The 16,326-nt window shown below is 73.2% G+C and carries 16 protein-coding genes; 9 read left to right on the top strand and 7 right to left on the bottom strand.

Translation table 11 applies throughout. The features are described from left to right. Position 1 precedes the first annotated feature (1 nt). The 3 genes from ACIQD7_RS30895 to ACIQD7_RS30905 all read left to right on the top strand — a co-directional run bounded on the left by ACIQD7_RS30895 (position 2) and on the right by ACIQD7_RS30905 (position 2,911). Positions 2-781: an ABC transporter permease gene (locus tag ACIQD7_RS30895; protein WP_121833162.1), complete on the top strand. Its 780-nt coding sequence runs from the start codon at positions 2-4 to the stop codon at positions 779-781. A 142-nt stretch (positions 782-923) separates the two neighbouring features. Continuing rightward, positions 924-2,078: an ATP-binding cassette domain-containing protein gene (locus tag ACIQD7_RS30900; protein ID WP_121833163.1), complete on the top strand. Its 1,155-nt coding sequence runs from the start codon at positions 924-926 to the stop codon at positions 2,076-2,078. After that, the gene (locus ACIQD7_RS30905; RefSeq protein ID WP_402445965.1) at positions 2,075-2,911 is read left to right on the top strand and encodes an ABC transporter permease subunit; all 837 of its coding nucleotides are present in this window, start codon (positions 2,075-2,077) and stop codon (positions 2,909-2,911) included. Before ACIQD7_RS30900 ends, ACIQD7_RS30905 begins: the two co-directional genes overlap by 4 nt. Positions 2,912-2,929: 18 nt before the next feature. Here ACIQD7_RS30905 and ACIQD7_RS30910 read toward each other — a convergent pair whose 3' ends face one another. Further along, positions 2,930-3,256 carry an ATP/GTP-binding protein gene (locus ACIQD7_RS30910; RefSeq protein WP_402445968.1) on the bottom strand — a complete coding sequence of 109 codons (327 nt, stop codon included), beginning with the start codon at positions 3,254-3,256 and terminating at the stop codon, positions 2,930-2,932. A 199-nt stretch (positions 3,257-3,455) separates the two neighbouring features. Between ACIQD7_RS30910 and ACIQD7_RS30915 the strand changes: the two genes are divergently transcribed. Beyond that, entirely contained in the window at positions 3,456-4,490 is a 1,035-nt protein-coding gene (locus tag ACIQD7_RS30915) for an LLM class flavin-dependent oxidoreductase (RefSeq protein ID WP_121833166.1), read from the top strand. 158 nt (positions 4,491-4,648) lie between these two features. Here the strand turns inward: ACIQD7_RS30915 and ACIQD7_RS30920 are convergent, their stop codons facing one another. Then, positions 4,649-5,041: an SCO5389 family protein gene (locus ACIQD7_RS30920; protein ID WP_030218823.1), complete on the bottom strand. Its 393-nt coding sequence runs from the start codon at positions 5,039-5,041 to the stop codon at positions 4,649-4,651. Between the two features lie 249 nt (positions 5,042-5,290). On the opposite strand from ACIQD7_RS30920, the gene nucS reads away from it, so the two are divergent. Further along, a complete protein-coding gene (gene nucS / locus ACIQD7_RS30925; protein WP_351971945.1) occupies positions 5,291-5,962 on the top strand; it encodes an endonuclease NucS in 672 nt (223 codons plus the stop codon). 94 nt (positions 5,963-6,056) lie between these two features. Here the strand turns inward: nucS and ACIQD7_RS30930 are convergent, their stop codons facing one another. From ACIQD7_RS30930 to ACIQD7_RS30940, 3 genes are all read right to left on the bottom strand, one after another. After that, positions 6,057-8,666, bottom strand: a complete 2,610-nt coding sequence (locus ACIQD7_RS30930; RefSeq protein WP_402445973.1) for an ATP-binding protein — start codon at positions 8,664-8,666, stop codon at positions 6,057-6,059. A 203-nt stretch (positions 8,667-8,869) separates the two neighbouring features. Next, positions 8,870-9,193, bottom strand: coding sequence for an STAS domain-containing protein (locus ACIQD7_RS30935; RefSeq protein WP_030210572.1), 324 nt, complete (start codon positions 9,191-9,193; stop codon positions 8,870-8,872). A 189-nt stretch (positions 9,194-9,382) separates the two neighbouring features. Continuing rightward, positions 9,383-10,231, bottom strand: a complete 849-nt coding sequence (locus ACIQD7_RS30940; protein ID WP_402445976.1) for a 3-hydroxyacyl-CoA dehydrogenase family protein — start codon at positions 10,229-10,231, stop codon at positions 9,383-9,385. Between the two features lie 214 nt (positions 10,232-10,445). On the opposite strand from ACIQD7_RS30940, the gene ACIQD7_RS30945 reads away from it, so the two are divergent. After that, positions 10,446-11,018: a cob(I)yrinic acid a,c-diamide adenosyltransferase gene (locus ACIQD7_RS30945; protein ID WP_121830201.1), complete on the top strand. Its 573-nt coding sequence runs from the start codon at positions 10,446-10,448 to the stop codon at positions 11,016-11,018. On the opposite strand, the gene ACIQD7_RS30950 is transcribed toward ACIQD7_RS30945, so the two are convergent. After that, complete coding sequence (locus ACIQD7_RS30950; protein WP_402445979.1) at positions 10,935-11,630, bottom strand: hypothetical protein; 696 nt, start codon at positions 11,628-11,630, stop codon at positions 10,935-10,937. The genes ACIQD7_RS30945 and ACIQD7_RS30950 overlap by 84 nt on opposite strands. A 152-nt stretch (positions 11,631-11,782) precedes the next feature. On the opposite strand from ACIQD7_RS30950, the gene ACIQD7_RS30955 reads away from it, so the two are divergent. From ACIQD7_RS30955 to ACIQD7_RS30965, 3 genes are all read left to right on the top strand, one after another. Continuing rightward, positions 11,783-12,997, top strand: coding sequence for a sensor histidine kinase (locus ACIQD7_RS30955; protein WP_402445982.1), 1,215 nt, complete (start codon positions 11,783-11,785; stop codon positions 12,995-12,997). 64 nt (positions 12,998-13,061) lie between these two features. Further along, positions 13,062-13,715 carry a response regulator transcription factor gene (locus tag ACIQD7_RS30960; protein WP_121830198.1) on the top strand — a complete coding sequence of 218 codons (654 nt, stop codon included), beginning with the start codon at positions 13,062-13,064 and terminating at the stop codon, positions 13,713-13,715. A gap of 118 nt (positions 13,716-13,833) precedes the next feature. Next, positions 13,834-15,681 (top strand): glycosyl hydrolase family 18 protein, encoded by a 1,848-nt coding sequence (locus ACIQD7_RS30965; protein WP_402445985.1) that lies wholly within the window; start codon positions 13,834-13,836, stop codon positions 15,679-15,681. Positions 15,682-15,743: 62 nt separating this feature from the next. On the opposite strand, the gene ACIQD7_RS30970 is transcribed toward ACIQD7_RS30965, so the two are convergent. Beyond that, positions 15,744-16,190, bottom strand: a complete 447-nt coding sequence (locus ACIQD7_RS30970; protein WP_062756864.1) for a DUF2550 domain-containing protein — start codon at positions 16,188-16,190, stop codon at positions 15,744-15,746. Positions 16,191-16,326: the final 136 nt, after the last annotated feature.

Genomic DNA, 16,326 nt, shown 5'->3' on the forward strand with positions numbered 1-16,326 from the left:
GATGACAGCGGCATCCGCGGTCCTCCAGTCCGAGTGGACCAAGATCCGGACGGTGTCGTCGACCGTCTGGACGCTGGCGAGCGCCCTTCTCGTCACGGTGGCGATGGGGGCGGCCCTGTCCGCGCTCCTGTCGTCCGAGTTCGACAACCTGAGCGAGGCCGAGCGGCTCACCTTCGATCCGACCCTGGTCAGCTTCTCCGGGACGGTCCTCGGCCAGCTGGCGATGGTGGTCTTCGGCGTCCTGGTGGTGGGCACCGAGTACTCCTCGGGCATGATCCGCACCTCGCTGGCGGCCGTGCCGCAGCGGGCGACCTTCCTCTTCTCGAAGATCGCGGTGGCGGGCGGGCTCGCGCTCCTGGTGGGCCTGGCGACGAGCTTCCTCTCCTTCTTCCTGGGGCAGGCGCTGCTCGGCGACCACGGGACCACGATCGGCGCGGACAACGTGCTGCGGGCGGTGGTCGGCGGCGGGCTCTACATGGGCCTGATCGCGATCTTCTCCATGGGGGTGACGGCGATGCTGCGCTCGTCGATGCTCTCGCTCGGGATCCTGGTGCCCTTCTTCTTCCTGGTCTCGCAGATCCTGGCGGCGGTGCCGAAGGCCAAGGAGGTGGCCCGCTACTTCCCGGACCAGGCCGGGTCGAAGATCATGCAGGTGGTGCCGGGCGCCCTGGACTCGGAGAAGGTCCCGTACGGCCCGTGGGGCGGGCTCGGGATCATGGTGCTGTGGGTGGTGGCGTCGCTGCTCGGCGGCTACCTGGTGCTGCGGAAGCGGGACGCCTGACCCCGGAAGCGGGACGCCCGACCTTTTCTGTTTGGCCGGAACCGTCAACGGCTCGATAAGCTCCTAGCTCATACGGGGGGCTCCGGCCGACGGACGCCGCGCCCCGGCACGGATGCGACCGACCTGTCGATGGGGCTGCAGAATGATCGAGGCAGTCGGCCTGACGAAGCGCTATGGCGCCAAGACGGCCGTGTACGACCTTTCCTTCCGGGTGAGGCCCGGTGTGGTCACCGGCTTCCTGGGGCCCAACGGCTCCGGGAAGTCGACGACCATGCGGATGATCCTCGGACTCGACCAGCCCTCCGCGGGCCACGTGACGATCGGCGGCCACCCCTTCCGGCAGCTGCCGAACGCGCCCCGGCAGGTGGGCGCGCTCCTCGACGCCAAGGCCGTGCACGGCGGCCGGAGCGCGCGCAGCCACCTCCTCTCGCTCGCCCAGCTCGCCGGCATCCCGGCGCGGCGGGTCGACGAGGTCCTCGGCGTGGTCGGCCTCCAGGACGTGGCGAAGCGGCGCTCCAAGGGCTTCTCGCTCGGCATGGGCCAGCGGCTCGGCATCGCGGCGGCGCTCCTCGGCGACCCGCAGGTGCTGCTCTTCGACGAGCCGGTCAACGGTCTGGACCCCGAGGGCATCCTCTGGGTGCGGAACCTGATGAAGAAGCTGGCCGCCGAGGGCCGGACGGTCTTCGTCTCCAGCCACCTCATGAGCGAGATGGCGCTGACGGCGGACCACCTGATCGTGATCGGCCGGGGGCAGCTGCTCGCGGACATGAGCGTCAAGGACTTCATCTCGGCGAACTCCGCCGACTTCGCCCGGGTGCGGACGCCGGGGACCGAGCCGGCGCACCGGGAGAAGCTGACGGCGGTCCTGACGGAGGCCGGCGGCCAGGTCCTCTCCGAGCCGGACGGGGCGCTGCGGGTGACGGGCCTCCCCCTGCCGAGGATCAGCGACCTGGCGCACGGCGCGGACGTACGGCTCTGGGAGCTGTCCCCGCACCAGGCGTCCCTGGAGGAGGCGTACATGCGCCTGACGCAGGGCGCCGTGGACTACCGCTCCACCGACGACCGGCTCGCCCACCTCCAGCCGCCGCTCCAGCCCGGACAGCCGGGGTACGGGGTGCCGCCGCAGCCGGTGGTCCAGGACGTGCCGCAGCAGGGCTGGTACGCCCCGCCGCCGCCCGGACAGAACCCGTACGCCGCACCGGCCCCGGGCCAGGCGCCCGCGCCGGGTCCGTACGCCCCTCCGGCCGAGCGGCCGGGCACTCCCCAGCCGAGCGACACCACCGAGGACGCCCGATGACCGCCCCCGCCCACCCGCAGCACGCCCCGGCGCCGCACTCCTACGTCTCCCCCATCCCGGTCCGCCGGGCGCACCTCGGGGACGCCCTCGCCTCCGAGTGGACCAAGATCCGCTCGGTGCGCTCGACGGTGTGGACGCTCGGCGTCATGATGCTGCTGATGGTGACCATCGGCCTGGGCGTGGCGGCCATCGCCTCGGCCTCCGAGGCTCCGATGGGGGACGAGACGGCGCTCGCCTTCGGCTTCTTCGGGATGCTGCCGGCGTCGATCTGCGTGATCACGCTCGGGGTGCTCACGATCGCGTCCGAGTACGGCACGGGCATGATCCGCACGACGCTGACGGCCTGCCCGAGCCGGGCCCGGGTCCTGACGGCGAAGGCGATCGTCTTCTTCCTGCTGGTCTTCACGGTCACCACGGTGGTCGCGACGCTGGTCGCCCTCGCGCAGGTCGCCATGGTGGACTCGGCGACGCCGTCCGGGGGCGAGTGGCTGCGCTCGACGGTCGGCGCGGGCGCCTACCTGGCCGCGCTGGGGCTGCTGTCGCTGGCGATCGGCACGCTCATCCGGCACTCGGCGGGCGCGATCACGGTGATGATCGGCCTGCTGCTGCTGCCGCTGGTGGCGGCCCTGTTCATGTTCTCCGCGGCGCTGCGGTCGGTGCAGGAGTGGCTGTTCACGTACGCGATCCCCTCGCAGATGATCGCGCTGTACAGCTCGCAGCCGCCGTTCGGCGAGAACGGTCCGGCGGGCTGGGAGCCGCTGCTGATCATGGGCGGCACGGCGGCGGTGGCGCTCGCCGGGGCCTACGCCGTGCTGAACAGCCGGGACGTGTGAGCCGGTACCTCGGCCGAGCTAGTACCTCGGCGCGTTGCGGGACCGCTGCACCCGGCTGGTGCGGCGGTCCTTCGCGTTCCAGCAGGCCTTGTGCCAGTGGCGCCGGTCGTCCACTCCCCCGTACTCCGGCCAGGCGACCACGTGCGGGGCGCCGGACGGGATCTCCTGGTCGCACCCGGGGCAGCGGTAGCGCTTGCCGGGCGAGCTGGCCCCGGCGACCAGGCGGACGCACCACTCCTCGCCCTGCCAGCTCTCGGTGCGCTGCGCGCCGCCGTACCGGTCGCCGTGGTCGTCCTGCGGCGCGGACTTGTCGCGGCCTCGGACGCGGTTGTGACGCGGGGACACGGGCACACCTCACGGGATCGGGGAACACGGACGGTTCCCTCCAGCCTACGGGCCGCCACGCGGTGCCCCGGGCCCGGTGGACGGGGGCCCTGCCGAAAATCGCAAGAACTTCATGAACGGCCGTTGCCTTTGGCACGTGTCAGGCGTTGTTGCCAGTGCGAGGGGGAGATACGCGTCGGCCGCGAGGAGGCACAAGGCGATGCGCGTGGGTACGTTCGTTCTGGCCGCACAGTTCCCGGGCCAGGGACAGGGAGAGGCGCTGCACCGGGCGGTGCGGACCGCCGAGGTCGCCGAGGAGGCGGGGCTCGACTCCGTCTGGCTGGCCGAGCACCACTTCGTGCCGTACGGGGTCTGCCCCTCGGCCGTGACGCTGGCGGCGCTGCTCCTGGGCCGCACCCGGCGGCTGCGGGTCGGCACGGCGGTGAGCGTGCTGCCAGCCGTCCACCCGGTCGCCCTGGGCGAGCAGGCGGCGCTGCTGCACCTCACCTCGGGCGGCAGGTTCACCCTCGGGGTGGGCCGGGGCGGGCCGTGGGTCGACCTGGAGGTGTTCGGCGCGGGCCTGGAGGCGTACGAGCGGGGGTTCCCCGAATCGCTCGACCTGCTGCTGCGCTGGCTGACCGAGCCGCGCGTCGGTGCCGAGGGGGAACGGTTCTCCTTCCGCGAGGTGCCGGTGGTGCCCCGGCCCGGCGAGCTGATCGGCGGGGAGGCGGCGCCGGAGGTGGTGGTGGCGTGCACCTCGCCGAAGAGCGTGCGGCTGGCCGCCGAGCGCGGCCTTCCGATGCTGCTCGGGATGCACTGCGGCGACGAGGACAAGGCCGAGATGGTCGCGGCCTGGACGCGCTGGTCGCGGGAGTCCGGGCGGGACCCGGACGAGACCGCGCGGATCGGCTCCCGGCACGTGTCGGCGGGGGTCGCACAGCTGGCGGACCGGGACGAGGACGCGGCCGAGGCGCTGGTGAAGGCGATGCCCGGCTGGCTGCGCCAGGGGCTCGACGCGCACGTGACGGTGGACGGCCGGCACCGGTCGATGCGGGACCCCGTGGCGTACACGGAGCTGCTGTGCGGGCTGCACCCGGTGGGCACGCCCCGGCGCGCGGCGGACCGGCTGGCGGCGACGGCGGAGCGCACGGGCATCACGCGCTTCGCGCTGCTCGCGGAGGGCTCGGGCGATCTCGCGGCGACCGAGGAGAACGTCCGTCGCCTCGGCGCGGAGGTCCTGCCGCTCCTGGTGTGAGACGGCGGGACGGCGGGTCCCCGGTGTGGTGAGTCCCTGGTGCGGTGCGGTCCCGCTCTCGCGGTGACCGTGCTGCCGCTCCGGCATCCCTTCGCGCCGGTGCGCGTCGACGCGCACCGGCCCCCTTCTCCCGCGACGGGGAGCGGCAGCACCATGGTTCAGCAGTCGCGCAGTTCCGGGGACTGGTTGAGCAACTGCCCCCTGATGGAAGTGAAACGGGCGAGCCGGTCGTCCACCGCCGGGTCCAGCGGGAAGACCGCCACCCGGTGGCAGTTCTGGAAGGCGAGGCGCACCCCGAAGTGCCGCTGCAGGGCGCCACGGATGGCGTCGCTCGCGAGTGCGCGCAGCAGCTGACCACGTGCCTGCTCATTCGGCGGCGGCGTCTGGTTGTCGGCGAACTCTCCGCCGTCGACCTTCAGCTGGGCCACCAGAGAACTGATCATCTCCCATGCGTAGGGCAGGGAGGTCCGGACGCAGTCGACGAAGTCGGCTTCGTCGACCTCGCCTCGCTCGGCCTGTTCCAACAGGGCCGGTGAGACGTCGAGCGACATGGGTTCTCCTCTCGCGACCCCGCGGACGGGGTCTTGCGGGCAGGGCGAAGGCCGGGCCGTGCGCCACGCAGCGTGCACGGACGACGACCTCCAGCTTCCACGGTAAGCGCGCAGTCCTGGCCGCACCAGAAGATGGGGAACACAACCGGCTGATAACCGACGGGTGTTCGGCTCATGAAGATCCCCCCACGGGGCCCGGACGATGCCCGAATCGCGCGGAAGAGCGCCCGTCTTGTAGCGTTGCCGACCATGCGTCTCGTCATTGCCCGCTGTTCCGTCGACTACGCGGGCCGGCTCACCGCCCACCTGCCCTCCGCGCCCCGTCTGATCCTGGTGAAGGCAGACGGCAGCGTCTCCATCCACGCGGACGACCGGGCGTACAAACCGCTCAACTGGATGTCCCCGCCGTGCACCCTGAAGGAGGGGACCGGCGACGACGCGGGCGTCTGGACCGTGATCAACAAAGCGGGCGAGAAACTGATCATCACGATGGAGGAGATCCTCCACGACTCCTCGCACGAGCTGGGCGTGGACCCGGGCCTCATCAAGGACGGGGTGGAGGCGCACCTCCAGGAACTGCTCGCCGACCGCATCGAGACCCTCGGCGACGGCTACTCCCTGATCCGCCGCGAGTACCCGACGGCGATCGGCCCCGTGGACATCCTGTGCCGGGACTCGGACGGCGCGACGGTCGCGGTGGAGATCAAGCGGCGCGGCGAGATCGACGGCGTCGAGCAGCTGACCCGCTACCTGGAGCTGCTCAACCGCGACCCGCACCTGGCGCCGGTGCGGGGCGTCTTCGCGGCCCAGGAGATCAAACCGCAGGCGCGGGTGCTCGCGACGGACCGCGGGATCGGCTGCGTGGTCCTCGACTACGACGCCCTGCGCGGCATCGAGGACGACAAGCTGCGCCTGTTCTAGGGGCGGCGGTACGGAGACGGGGCCGGCCCCGGGTGCGGTGGACGCGCCCGGGGCCGGTCCCTTTTCCCGTACGTGCCCGTACGCGGGTACGGGGTCAGGCAGAGGCCTCGGGGGCGGGCGGGGCGCCGAGGGTGGCGGAGGCGGAGTTGTCGGGGTCGTTCCCCCCGCTCTCCGGGGAGCTGGTCGTGGTGGAGGGGCTGGGGCTCTCGGACGGGGTGCCGCTCGGCGACCCGGAGGGGGAGTCGGTCGGCGTGGTCGGCGTCGAGAAGGTCGGCTTCGGGGGCGTCGTCGGCGGCCGCGTCGTGGTCGGCCGCGTCGGCGGGGTCGTGGGCCGGGTCGTCTCCGTCGGGGACGTCGTCGCCGACGGGCCGCCCGGGGACGGGGAGGAGGACGGGTCACCGGTGGCGCCGGGGCTCGTGGCGGAGGACGTCGGGGCGCTGCCGGAGGCGGAGGGGCTCGGGGTGCCGGAGCCGGTGGGCGCGGCCGTCTCCCCCGGTTCGTCGTCGGCGGGCGTCTCGTCGGTGTTCTCGGACTCCTCGTCGGGGACGCCCTGGGTCGGGGTGCTGTCGGAGGTGACGCGCTGCGGGGCCGGGTCCTCGCCGTTGCCGGAGGTGGCGCCGAGGGTCACGACGGTGCCGAGGACGGCGACGAGGAGCGCGCCCGCGCCGACGGCGACGAGGTTGCGGCGGGCCCCGTTGAGGATGCCGGCCTTGAGGCCGGGGCGGCCGTCGTCCTCGGCGGGGACGGGGTGCGGGGCGGTCGCCGGAGCCTTGCCGGAGGAACCGGCGAAGCCGGAGAAGGCGGGGAAGGCGGGGGCCGGGGTCCGTACGGGTCCGCCGGGCAGCGGGGCCGTGACCGGCTCCGGGCCCGGGAGCGCGGGGCGGGCGGCCGGGGTGCCGCGCGGCGGGGAGACGGGCTCCTCGGCGCGGGCGCCCGCCGGGGCGGCGTGCTCCCCGGAGAGGTCGGCGACGAGGGCGAGCGCCCGGCGGCCGGCGACGGTGCCGCGCTTGTCGGCGAGCACCCCGCGCATCCCGATGGAGGCCTCCAGTTCGGCGCGGGCCCGCTCCAGGTGGCCCGCGCAGATCGCGAGGACGCCGAGCTCGTGGTGGAAGTAGGCCTCCTCCGCGACGTCCCCGGTCAGCCGGGCGGCCTCCTGGCCGGCCCGCAGGGCCCGCTCCCAGGCGCCCCAGTGCAGTCCGGCGGCGAAGGCGGGGGCGGCGGCGCGGGCGAGGAGGACGGCGGTGGCCCGGTGCTCGGCGGCGGCTTCGGCGTCGGTGCCGTGGGCGGGGAGGAGGGCGGTGAGCGCGGCGAGCAGGGCGTCGGACTCGGCGGCGGCCCGCTCGGGGGTGACGGAGGGGTGGGCGGCCCACCAGGCGTAGTGCTGGGCGGCGGTGTGGGCGCGGTCGGCGGCCCCGGGCTCGTACCCCTGGGCGAGGAGCTGGGTGAGGACCCCGGCGGCGAGCCGGTAGCGGGGGCCGGCCGGGGAGAGCAGGCCGCAGGACACGAGTTCGCCGAGGGCGGCGTCGGCGTGGGTGTCGCCGACCAGGGCCGGCAGGTGGGCCTGGTGCGGGACCTCGCCGCCGAGGGCGACGGCGAAGCGCAGGGCGGTCTGGGCGGAGCGGCTGAGCCGGGAGGCGAGGAGGGCGGCGGGGGCGGCGCCCTCGCCGAGGCTGGGCAGGGGTATCTCGCGCAGTTCGACGTCGGGGTCGTCGACGCCGTCGAAGGCGGCGGCCGCGGCCTTCGCCGCCGCGTCGGGGTCGGTGGGTCCGAAGGCCTCTTCGAGGGCGCCGAAGGCGTCGAACTCGGCGGGGGTGACGCGCAGCCGGTCGCGCTGGCGGAGCAGGGCGCCGGCCTGGACGAAGCGGAGGGGCAGGCCCTCGGACTCGAACCACAGGTCGCCGGCCCAGTTGGCCTCCTCGTCGGTGAGGGTGCGGCCGACGGCGCTCTCCAGGAGCTTCAGGGCGGCGCCGCGGCCGAGCCCGGCGAGGAGGACCTCTTCCAGGTGGGCGGCGGCCGAGGGGGCGGGCGTCTCGGGGGACGCGGCGAGCAGGAAGGCGCACTCGGGGGCGGCGGTGAGGAGCTCGTCGAGGGCGGCGCCGCCGAACTCCAGGTCATCGACGACGACCACGGCGCCGACGTCACGGAGCCGGTCGAGGAGCGCGGGCCGGTCGGGGCGCAGCCCGGGGGCGTGCCGGACGGCGGCGAAGAGCTCGTGGAGGAGTTCGCCGGCGGTGCGGTGGTGGCCGGAGAGGCGGACGACGCCGTCGGGGGCGAGGCCGGCGCAGTCGGCGGCGACCGCGTCGAGGAGGGCGGTGCGGCCGGAGCCGGGGACGCCGAGCAGCCGGGCGGAGCGGCCCCGGCCGAGGATCGCGGTGAGCCGCTCGCGCTCCTCCTGGCGTTCGAGGAGGGGCAGGACGGGGGCCGCGGGGCCGGGCGGTACGGGCGGGGCGGCGGCGCGGGCGGCCTCGGCGCGCTCCTCGGGGGTGCGGGGGCGGGGGGCCGCCGGTTCCCGTCCGGGCGGGCAGGGTTCGATCTCGCTGCCGTCGACGGGGTTGACGGTGAGGAGGAGCTCGCCGGAGACGAGTTCGACGACGCGGGCACGCGCGGGCGTGGACGCGGGCGCGGGCACGCCGCGGCCCTGGCGGGCCTCCTCGCCCTCGGCGTCGTGACCGTACTCCTCCGACCCAGGGTTGATCGGGTCCATGGTCTAGCCCCCAAGAAGCGGTGTGCGGGCCCGCCGGGTGGGTCGCGTCCCTGTGCGGACGGCCAAAGTGCGGACGGCCGAAACCCTAGACCGTGGCCGGACGGCCGGGAACAGTCGGGGTGCTCCCGAGACCAAGACGTCACGGTCTTGTGAGGATTGAGCGTGACGCCTGGTTCGCACCGGCCGTCCCCGGGGGGCGGGTCTCAGACCCGGGGCAGCGACTCCAGGGCGAGGCCGCCCTCGATGGCGAGGATGCGGTGCAGCCGGGTGGCGACGAGGAGGCGCTGCATCTGGGGCGGCACCCCGCGCAGGACCAGGCGCCGGCCGCAGCGGCCGGCCCTCCGGTGGGCGCCCATGATGACGCCGAGCCCGGTGGCGTCCCAGGAGTCGAGCCCTGTCAGGTCGAGCACCAGGTCGCCGACTCCGTCGTCGACGGCCGAGTGGAGGACCGTACGGGCGTCCGCCGCGCTGCGGACGTCGAGGCGGCCCCCGACGACCAGCTCGACGTGGTCGCCCCTGATGTGCATATGCGCTCCCCGAGAGTGCTCCGTCTTCGCAACAACTGACTGCCGCACCGGCAGAAGCGTTGCGCCTTGTCAGCGATCCGGTACCGAAATTCACCCCACGGAGTGAGGTGGGGTGGGCGGGCCGGGAACGGTGCTCGTTCCGCGGGCCCGCGTGTCCGTACGGGCGGGGCCCCGACAGCCCCGGTCCGCTCAGTACGTGTAGTAGCCCTGCCCGCTCTTGCGGCCGATGTCACCCGCGTCCACCATCCGGCGCATCACCTCCGGCGGCGCGAACTTCTCGTCCTGGGACTCGGTGTAGATGTTGTTGGCCGCGTTCACCAGGATGTCGATGCCGGTGAGGTCGGCGGTGGCGAGCGGGCCCATGGCGTGGCCGAAGCCGAGCCTGCAGGCGATGTCGATGTCCTCGGCGGTGGCGACGCCCGACTCCTGGAGCTTGGCGGCCTCGACGACGAGGGCGGCGATGAGCCGGGTGGTGACGAAGCCGGCGACGTCGCGGTTGACGACGATGCAGGTCTTGCCGACGGACTCGGCGAACTCGCGGGCGGCGGCGAGGGTGGCGTCGCTGGTCTTGTAGCCGCGCACCAGCTCGCAGAGCTGCATCATCGGGACCGGGGAGAAGAAGTGGGTGCCGACGACGGCCTCGGGGCGTCCGGTCACCGCGGCGATCTTGGTGATCGGGATCGCGGAGGTGTTGGAGGCGAGGACGGCGCCGTCCTTGGCGACCTTGTCGAGCGAGCGGAAGATCTCGTGCTTGACGTCGAGGTCCTCGAAGACGGCCTCGACGATCACGTCGGCGTCCGCGACGGCTTCGAGCTCGGTGGTGGCGGTGATCCGGCCGAGCGCGGCCTCCGCGTCGGCGGCGTCCAGCTTCCCCTTGGCGACGAAGCGGTCGTACGACGCCTTGATGCCGTCGGTGCCGCGGGTCAGGGCGGCGTCGGTGACGTCACGCAGGACGACGTCCCAGCCCGCCTGTGCCGAGACCTGCGCGATCCCGGACCCCATGAGTCCGGCCCCGATGACGGCGAGCTTCCTGCCCACGATGTTCCACCCCTCCACGCCTGTTCACTTCTGGCTCTCCGGCGGAGATTAGCGGTCCGGGGCCGCCATGTGACCGCTAAGTAATGCGCGTCACGCCCTCTTTGACGGACGTCACACTCACGACAGGCGGCGCGGGAGGGAGCGGGGGCCGGCGCGCGCGTGACGGTCGGCACACGCCCGTTCCGGAGCGCGGGCGGCTGGCTACGCTGGCGCCATGGTCAATCTGACGCGCATCTATACCCGTACCGGCGACAAGGGCACCACGGCGCTCGGCGACATGAGCCGGACCGCCAAGACGGATCTGCGGATCTCGGCCTACGCCGACGCCAACGAGGCGAACGCCGTGATCGGTACGGCGATCGCCCTCGGGCGGCTCGACGAGGAGGTCGTGAAGGTCCTGGTCCGCGTGCAGAACGACCTGTTCGACGTCGGCGCGGACCTCTCCACGCCGGTCGTGGAGGACCCGCAGTACCCGCCGCTGCGGGTGGAGCAGGCGTACGTCGACAAGCTGGAGGCCGACTGCGACCGCTTCCTGGAGGAGCTGGAGAAGCTGCGCTCCTTCATCCTGCCGGGCGGCACGCCCGGGGCGGCGCTGCTGCACCAGGCGTGCACGGTGGTCCGGCGGGCGGAGCGCTCCACCTGGGCGGCCCTGGAGGTGCACGGCGAGACGATGAACGCGCTGACCGCCACGTATCTCAACCGGCTATCGGACCTGCTCTTCATCCTCGCGCGCACGGCCAACAAGGAGGTCGGGGACGTCCTGTGGGTGCCGGGCGGGGACCGCTGAGGCCTTCCCGGGGGTCTTGTCCGGGGTCTTCTCGGGGTCGTGCTCCGGGGTCTTCCCGGGGGTCTTCCCGGAGTCGTGCCCCGGCGCCTTCTTCGGCCAGATCGCGTAGCTGAGCGCGATCAGGCCGTGGATGCCGGCCGCCCGCCAGGCGATGAGGATCCAGCCGCGCAGGCTCTCGGTGTTCCCGTCGTCGCCGACGTACCAGGCCGCCAGGAGCAGCAGGCCCGAGGCGACGGCGGCGGCGGTCACCGAGCCGAGCCAGACCGCGCCCTCGTGGCGGGCGCGGGCCATGCCGTAGCGCGGCGGCTTCGGGGGCGGCGGGGCGCCGCCGAAGCGGTGGGCGGCGTGGCCGTCGAGCCACTTCACGGTCCGGTGGCCGTGGCCGACGGTGTAGCCGATGTAGAGCGCGGCGAGGCCGTGCTTCCAGCTGGGGTCGGCGCCGTTCTTGAGGTCGATCGCGGTGACGACGAGGAGGAGGACCTCCAGGAGCGGCTCGCACAGGAGCAGGGCCAGGCCCGTCCGGGGCATCTTCAGGAGGTAGCGGACGGCGAGGCCGGCGGCCAGCAGGACCCAGAAGCCGACCTCGCAGACGACGATCAGCGTGACGATCACGAGGGTTCCCCTTTCGGTTCCCCTTCAGCGTCCCGCCGGTCCGGGCGGGTTTCGTCGTCGCCGGTGACGAATCCCGTCTACATCGTTCGACGGAGGGGCGGATCGGCCCGGACGAGGAGGCCGGGGCCGGGACGGGCGTGTTGGATGGGTGCGTGACGCTCCCCCGCCCGGCGACGCTCCCCCGCCCGCACCGCCTCGACCTGTGCATCGCCCTCTCCGGGCTCACGGGTGGTCTGGTCCTCTGGTCGTTCGGGCTGTACCTGACGCGCGACCACGTCTTCGGGCAGCGGTGGGCCGTGCTGGTCCCGCTGTGCGCGATGGCGGGGGCGGAAGCCCTGCGCCGCACGGCCCCGCGGACCGCGCTGGTCGTCGCCGCCCTGGCTATCGTCGGGGACCAGCTCACCAGCGGCAACCTCGCCACCCTGCTGATGTTCACGGACGTCGTCTACGCGTCGGTGGTGTACGGCACGCCCGCCGCGGCCCGCCGCGTCCCGTACGTCACCGCCTTCCTCACCGTCACGTTCACCGTGGTGCTGCTCGTCTGGTGGGAGAACGCGGCGGCGCTCGTGATCGGCGCGCTCATCGGCACGGTCTCCTTCCTGCCGGCGGTCACGGGCTCGATCGTGCGCAACCACCGGGAGGCGGCGGAAGCGGCCCGGCTGCGCGCGGAGCAGACGGCGCTGCTCGCCGAGATGGACCGGACGCAGGCGGTGGTGGCGGAGCGGGCCCGGATGGCGCGGGAGCTGCACGACATGGTCGCCAACCACCTGTCCGCGATCGCGATCCACTCCACGGCCGCGCTCTCCCTGGACGACCCGGCCACGACCCGGCAGGCGCTCACGGTCATCCGGGAGAACAGCGTGGCGGGGCTCGCCGAGATGCGCCGGCTCATCGGGCTGCTGCGGAGGAGCGACGAGGACACGGAGCCGGCGGCCGCGCCGACGCTCGCCGGTCTGGACGCGCTGATCGCCCAGGCCGGGGCGAACGGCGGGCCGGGCGGACTGTCCTTCGTCCTCGACGACGCCCGGGAGAGGGCGGCGGGGCTCCCCGCGCCGGTGGAGCTGGCGGCGTACCGGATCGTGCAGGAGTCGCTGACGAACGCGCTGAAGCACGCGGCGCCCGGCGAGGTCCGGGTGGTCCTCGCCCGGGAGCCGGGCGCCCTCACGGTCGAGGTGACCAGCCCGTACGGGGAGCGCCCGGGGCCGACCGCGCCCGGCTCGGGGGCGGGCCTGGTGGGGATGCGGGAGCGGACGTCCCTGCTCGGCGGGGTCTTCGGGGCGGGTCCGGTGACGGACGGCGGGGGACGGAGACTGTGGCGGGTGCGGGCGGAGCTGCCCGTGGACGCGAGCGACGAGGAGCGGACATGACGGTGCGGGCGGTGGTCGCCGGGAAGCGGGCGACGGTACCGACAGCGGGCGACTGGGAGCGGACATGACGGTGCGGGTGGTGGTCGCCGAGGACCAGAGCGCGGTGCGGGCGGGCCTGGTGCTGATCCTGGGCAGCGCGCCGGACGTCGAGGTGGTCGGGGAGGCGGCCGACGGGGAGCGGGCGGTGGAGCTGGCCCGTGAACTGCGCCCGGACCTGGTCCTGATGGACGTGCAGATGCCCCGGATGGACGGGGTGACGGCGACCGGGATCGTGGTGTCGGAGGGTCTCGCGGACGTGCTCGTACTGACCACCTTCGACCTGGACGCGTACGTCTTCGGAGCGCTGCGGGCGGGGGCGGCGGGCTTCCTCCTGAAGAACGCGGAGGCCGGGGAGCTGATCGAGGCGGTACGGACGGTGGCGCGCGGCGAGGGGCTGATCGCCCCGGCGGTGACGCGGCGGCTGATCGCGGAGTTCGCCGCGTCCGGGCGGCCCTCCCCGGCGGGGCGCGGGACGGACCCCGCCGTCCTGGAGGCGCTGACGCCCCGGGAGCGGGAGGTCCTCTCGGCGCTCGGCGGGGGCCTGTCGAACGCGGAGATCGCGGTACGGCTGGACATGGCGGAGGCGACGGTGAAGACGCACGTCAGCAAGGTGCTGGGGAAGCTGGAGCTGCGGAGCAGGGTCCAAGCGGCCGTGCTGGCACAGGAGTTGGGGGTGTAGGGGGGCACATCGACTTTGGTCTGGACCTCTTGACGATTGGTCCAGACCTTCCTACGCTCGCGGGGCGCGCGCATCTCCACGGACCACCCCCACCCCGTCCGCAACTTGAGGAGCACCGTTGAGCACTCAAGCACCGACGCGCAGAGCAGGGTTCAGACACCGGGCCGCTGCCGGTCTGACCGCCCTCGTCCTGCCACTGGCCGCCATGGTCGGCCTCGCCACCCCCGCCGAAGCGGCCACCTCGGCCACGGCCACCTACACCAAGACCCAGGACTGGGGCTCCGGATTCGGCGGCAGCTGGACCGTCAAGAACACCGGAACCACCACCCTGACCTCCTGGACCGTCGAGTGGGACTACCCCGCCGGCACCGCGGTCACCTCCGCCTGGGACGCCACCGTCACCAATTCGGCGAACCACTGGACCGCCAAGAACGTCGGATGGAACGGCACCCTCGCCCCCGGCGCCTCCGTCTCCTTCGGCTACAACGGCACCGGCCCCGGCGCGCCCAGCGGCTGTAAGATCAACGGCGCCCCGTGCGACGGCTCCACCCAGCCGGGCGACAACCCGCCCTCCGCCCCCGGCACCCCGGTCGCCTCGAACGTCACCAACACCTCGGTGAAGCTCACCTGGACCGCGGCCACCGACGACAAGGGCGTCAAGAACTACGACGTGCTGCGCGACGGCGCGAAGGTCACCACGACCACGGCCCTCACCTACACGGACACGGGCCTGACCGCCGGCACCGACTACAGCTACACGGTCGTCGCCCGCGACACCATCGACCAGACCGGCCCCGCCGCCGGCCCCGTCCCGGTCCGCACCACCGGAGGCCCGGACATCCCGCCGCCGCCGAACGCGGTCAAGCTGGGCTACTTCACCAACTGGGGCGTCTACGGGCGCAACTACCACGTGAAGAACATCGTGACCTCGGGCTCCGCGTCCAAGATCACCCACATCAACTACGCCTTCGGCAACGTCCAGGGCGGCAAGTGCACCATCGGCGACTCCTACGCCGACTACGACAAGGCCTACACCGCCGACCAGTCGGTCGACGGCGTCGCCGACACCTGGGACCAGCCGCTGCGCGGCAACTTCAACCAGCTCCGCAAGCTGAAGAAGGCGTACCCGCACATCAAGGTCCTGTGGTCCTTCGGCGGCTGGACCTGGTCCGGCGGCTTCGGCCAGGCCGTGCAGAACCCGACCGCCTTCGCCCAGTCCTGCTACGACCTGGTCGAGGACCCGCGCTGGGCCGACGTCTTCGACGGCATCGACCTCGACTGGGAGTACCCCAACGCCTGCGGTCTGACCTGTGACACCAGCGGCCCGGCCTCCTTCAAGAACATGATGCAGGCCATGCGCGCCAAGTTCGGCGCCAACAACCTGGTGACCGCGGCCGTCACGGCCGACGGCTCCGCCGGCGGCAAGATCGACGCCGCCGACTACGCCGGCGCCGCCCCGTACTACGACTGGCTCAACGTCATGACGTACGACTTCTTCGGCGCCTGGGACGCCAAGGGCCCGACCGCCCCGCACTCCCCGCTCACCTCGTACTCCGGCATCCCGCAGGCGGGCTTCAACTCCGCCGACGCGATCGCCAAGTTCAAGGCGAAGGGCGTCCCGGCCAAGAAGCTGCTGCTCGGCATCGGCTTCTACGGACGCGGCTGGACCGGCGTCACCCAGTCCGCCCCCGGCGGCACGGCGACGGGCGCGGCGCCCGGCACGTACGAGGCGGGCATCGAGGACTACAAGGTCCTCAAGAACACCTGCCCGGCCACCGGCACCATCGCCGGCACCGCCTACGCCCACTGCGGCACCAACTGGTGGAGCTACGACACCCCGGCCACGGTCACGTCCAAGATGGGCTGGGCCAAGACCCAGGGCCTGGGCGGAGCCTTCTTCTGGGAGTTCAGCGGTGACACCACCAACGGCGAGCTGGTCGGCGCGATCAACACCGGCCTGAGCTAGCCCGTACGAGAACCAAGAAGCGGGGGACGGCGCAGCACGCCGTCCCCCGCCCCTTTTCCGTACTAGGCGACGTTGACCCGTTGCCCGGGAGGCGCCGCCTCCAGCCAGGCCATGAAACCCGTCCGGGCGTCCTCGCTCATCGCGAGCTCCAGGCGGACGCCCTCGTACATACAGGGCTGGATCACCGCGTCCGAGAGCAGCGCGAGCTCCTCCTCGCCCTCCGGCATCCGGCGCTCCAGGGCCACGATGGAGGAGCGCTCCAGGACCCGGCGCGGGCGGGGGGCGTACGAGAAGACGCGGAACCAGGCGATCTCGTCACCGCTGTAGCGGGCGACGCCGTACACCCAGCCCTTGCCGGCCGGATCCGGCTCGTCGGGCACGTTCCAGCGCAGGGAACAGTCGAACGTCCCGCCGGCCTTCTGGATCAGTCTCCGGCGCAATCCGAAGACGAAGAGCCCGATCACCACCAGTGCGACGACCAGGCCGCACACGAGCAGAGCGAGGAACATCTTCACCGACCTCCTCGCTGCGTCCCGTGGCCGGGCCAGCCGGCAGAACCGAATACAACCTGCACCTGCATCGCCTCAGCCGCGGCACGGTCTGGAAAATTCCAGCCGTGCCGCGGCTGAGGGCACTACTCCGCGC

The organism is Streptomyces sp. NPDC093071, assembly GCF_044754545.1.
Taxonomy (GTDB): Bacteria; Actinomycetota; Actinomycetes; order Streptomycetales; family Streptomycetaceae; genus Streptomyces.

Coding starts and splice junctions, on each gene's coding strand:
- ACIQD7_RS30905 (WP_402445965.1), top strand. CDS start 2,075: ATGACCGCCCCCGCCCACCCGCAGCACGCCCCGGCGCCGCACTCCTAC.
- ACIQD7_RS30970 (WP_062756864.1), bottom strand. CDS start 16,190: ATGTTCCTCGCTCTGCTCGTGTGCGGCCTGGTCGTCGCACTGGTGGTG.
- ACIQD7_RS30900 (WP_121833163.1), top strand. CDS start 924: ATGATCGAGGCAGTCGGCCTGACGAAGCGCTATGGCGCCAAGACGGCC.
- ACIQD7_RS30960 (WP_121830198.1), top strand. CDS start 13,062: ATGACGGTGCGGGTGGTGGTCGCCGAGGACCAGAGCGCGGTGCGGGCG.
- nucS (WP_351971945.1), top strand. CDS start 5,291: ATGCGTCTCGTCATTGCCCGCTGTTCCGTCGACTACGCGGGCCGGCTC.
- ACIQD7_RS30915 (WP_121833166.1), top strand. CDS start 3,456: ATGCGCGTGGGTACGTTCGTTCTGGCCGCACAGTTCCCGGGCCAGGGA.
- ACIQD7_RS30935 (WP_030210572.1), bottom strand. CDS start 9,193: ATGCACATCAGGGGCGACCACGTCGAGCTGGTCGTCGGGGGCCGCCTC.
- ACIQD7_RS30895 (WP_121833162.1), top strand. CDS start 2: ATGACAGCGGCATCCGCGGTCCTCCAGTCCGAGTGGACCAAGATCCGG.
- ACIQD7_RS30930 (WP_402445973.1), bottom strand. CDS start 8,666: ATGGACCCGATCAACCCTGGGTCGGAGGAGTACGGTCACGACGCCGAG.
- ACIQD7_RS30945 (WP_121830201.1), top strand. CDS start 10,446: ATGGTCAATCTGACGCGCATCTATACCCGTACCGGCGACAAGGGCACC.
- ACIQD7_RS30920 (WP_030218823.1), bottom strand. CDS start 5,041: ATGTCGCTCGACGTCTCACCGGCCCTGTTGGAACAGGCCGAGCGAGGC.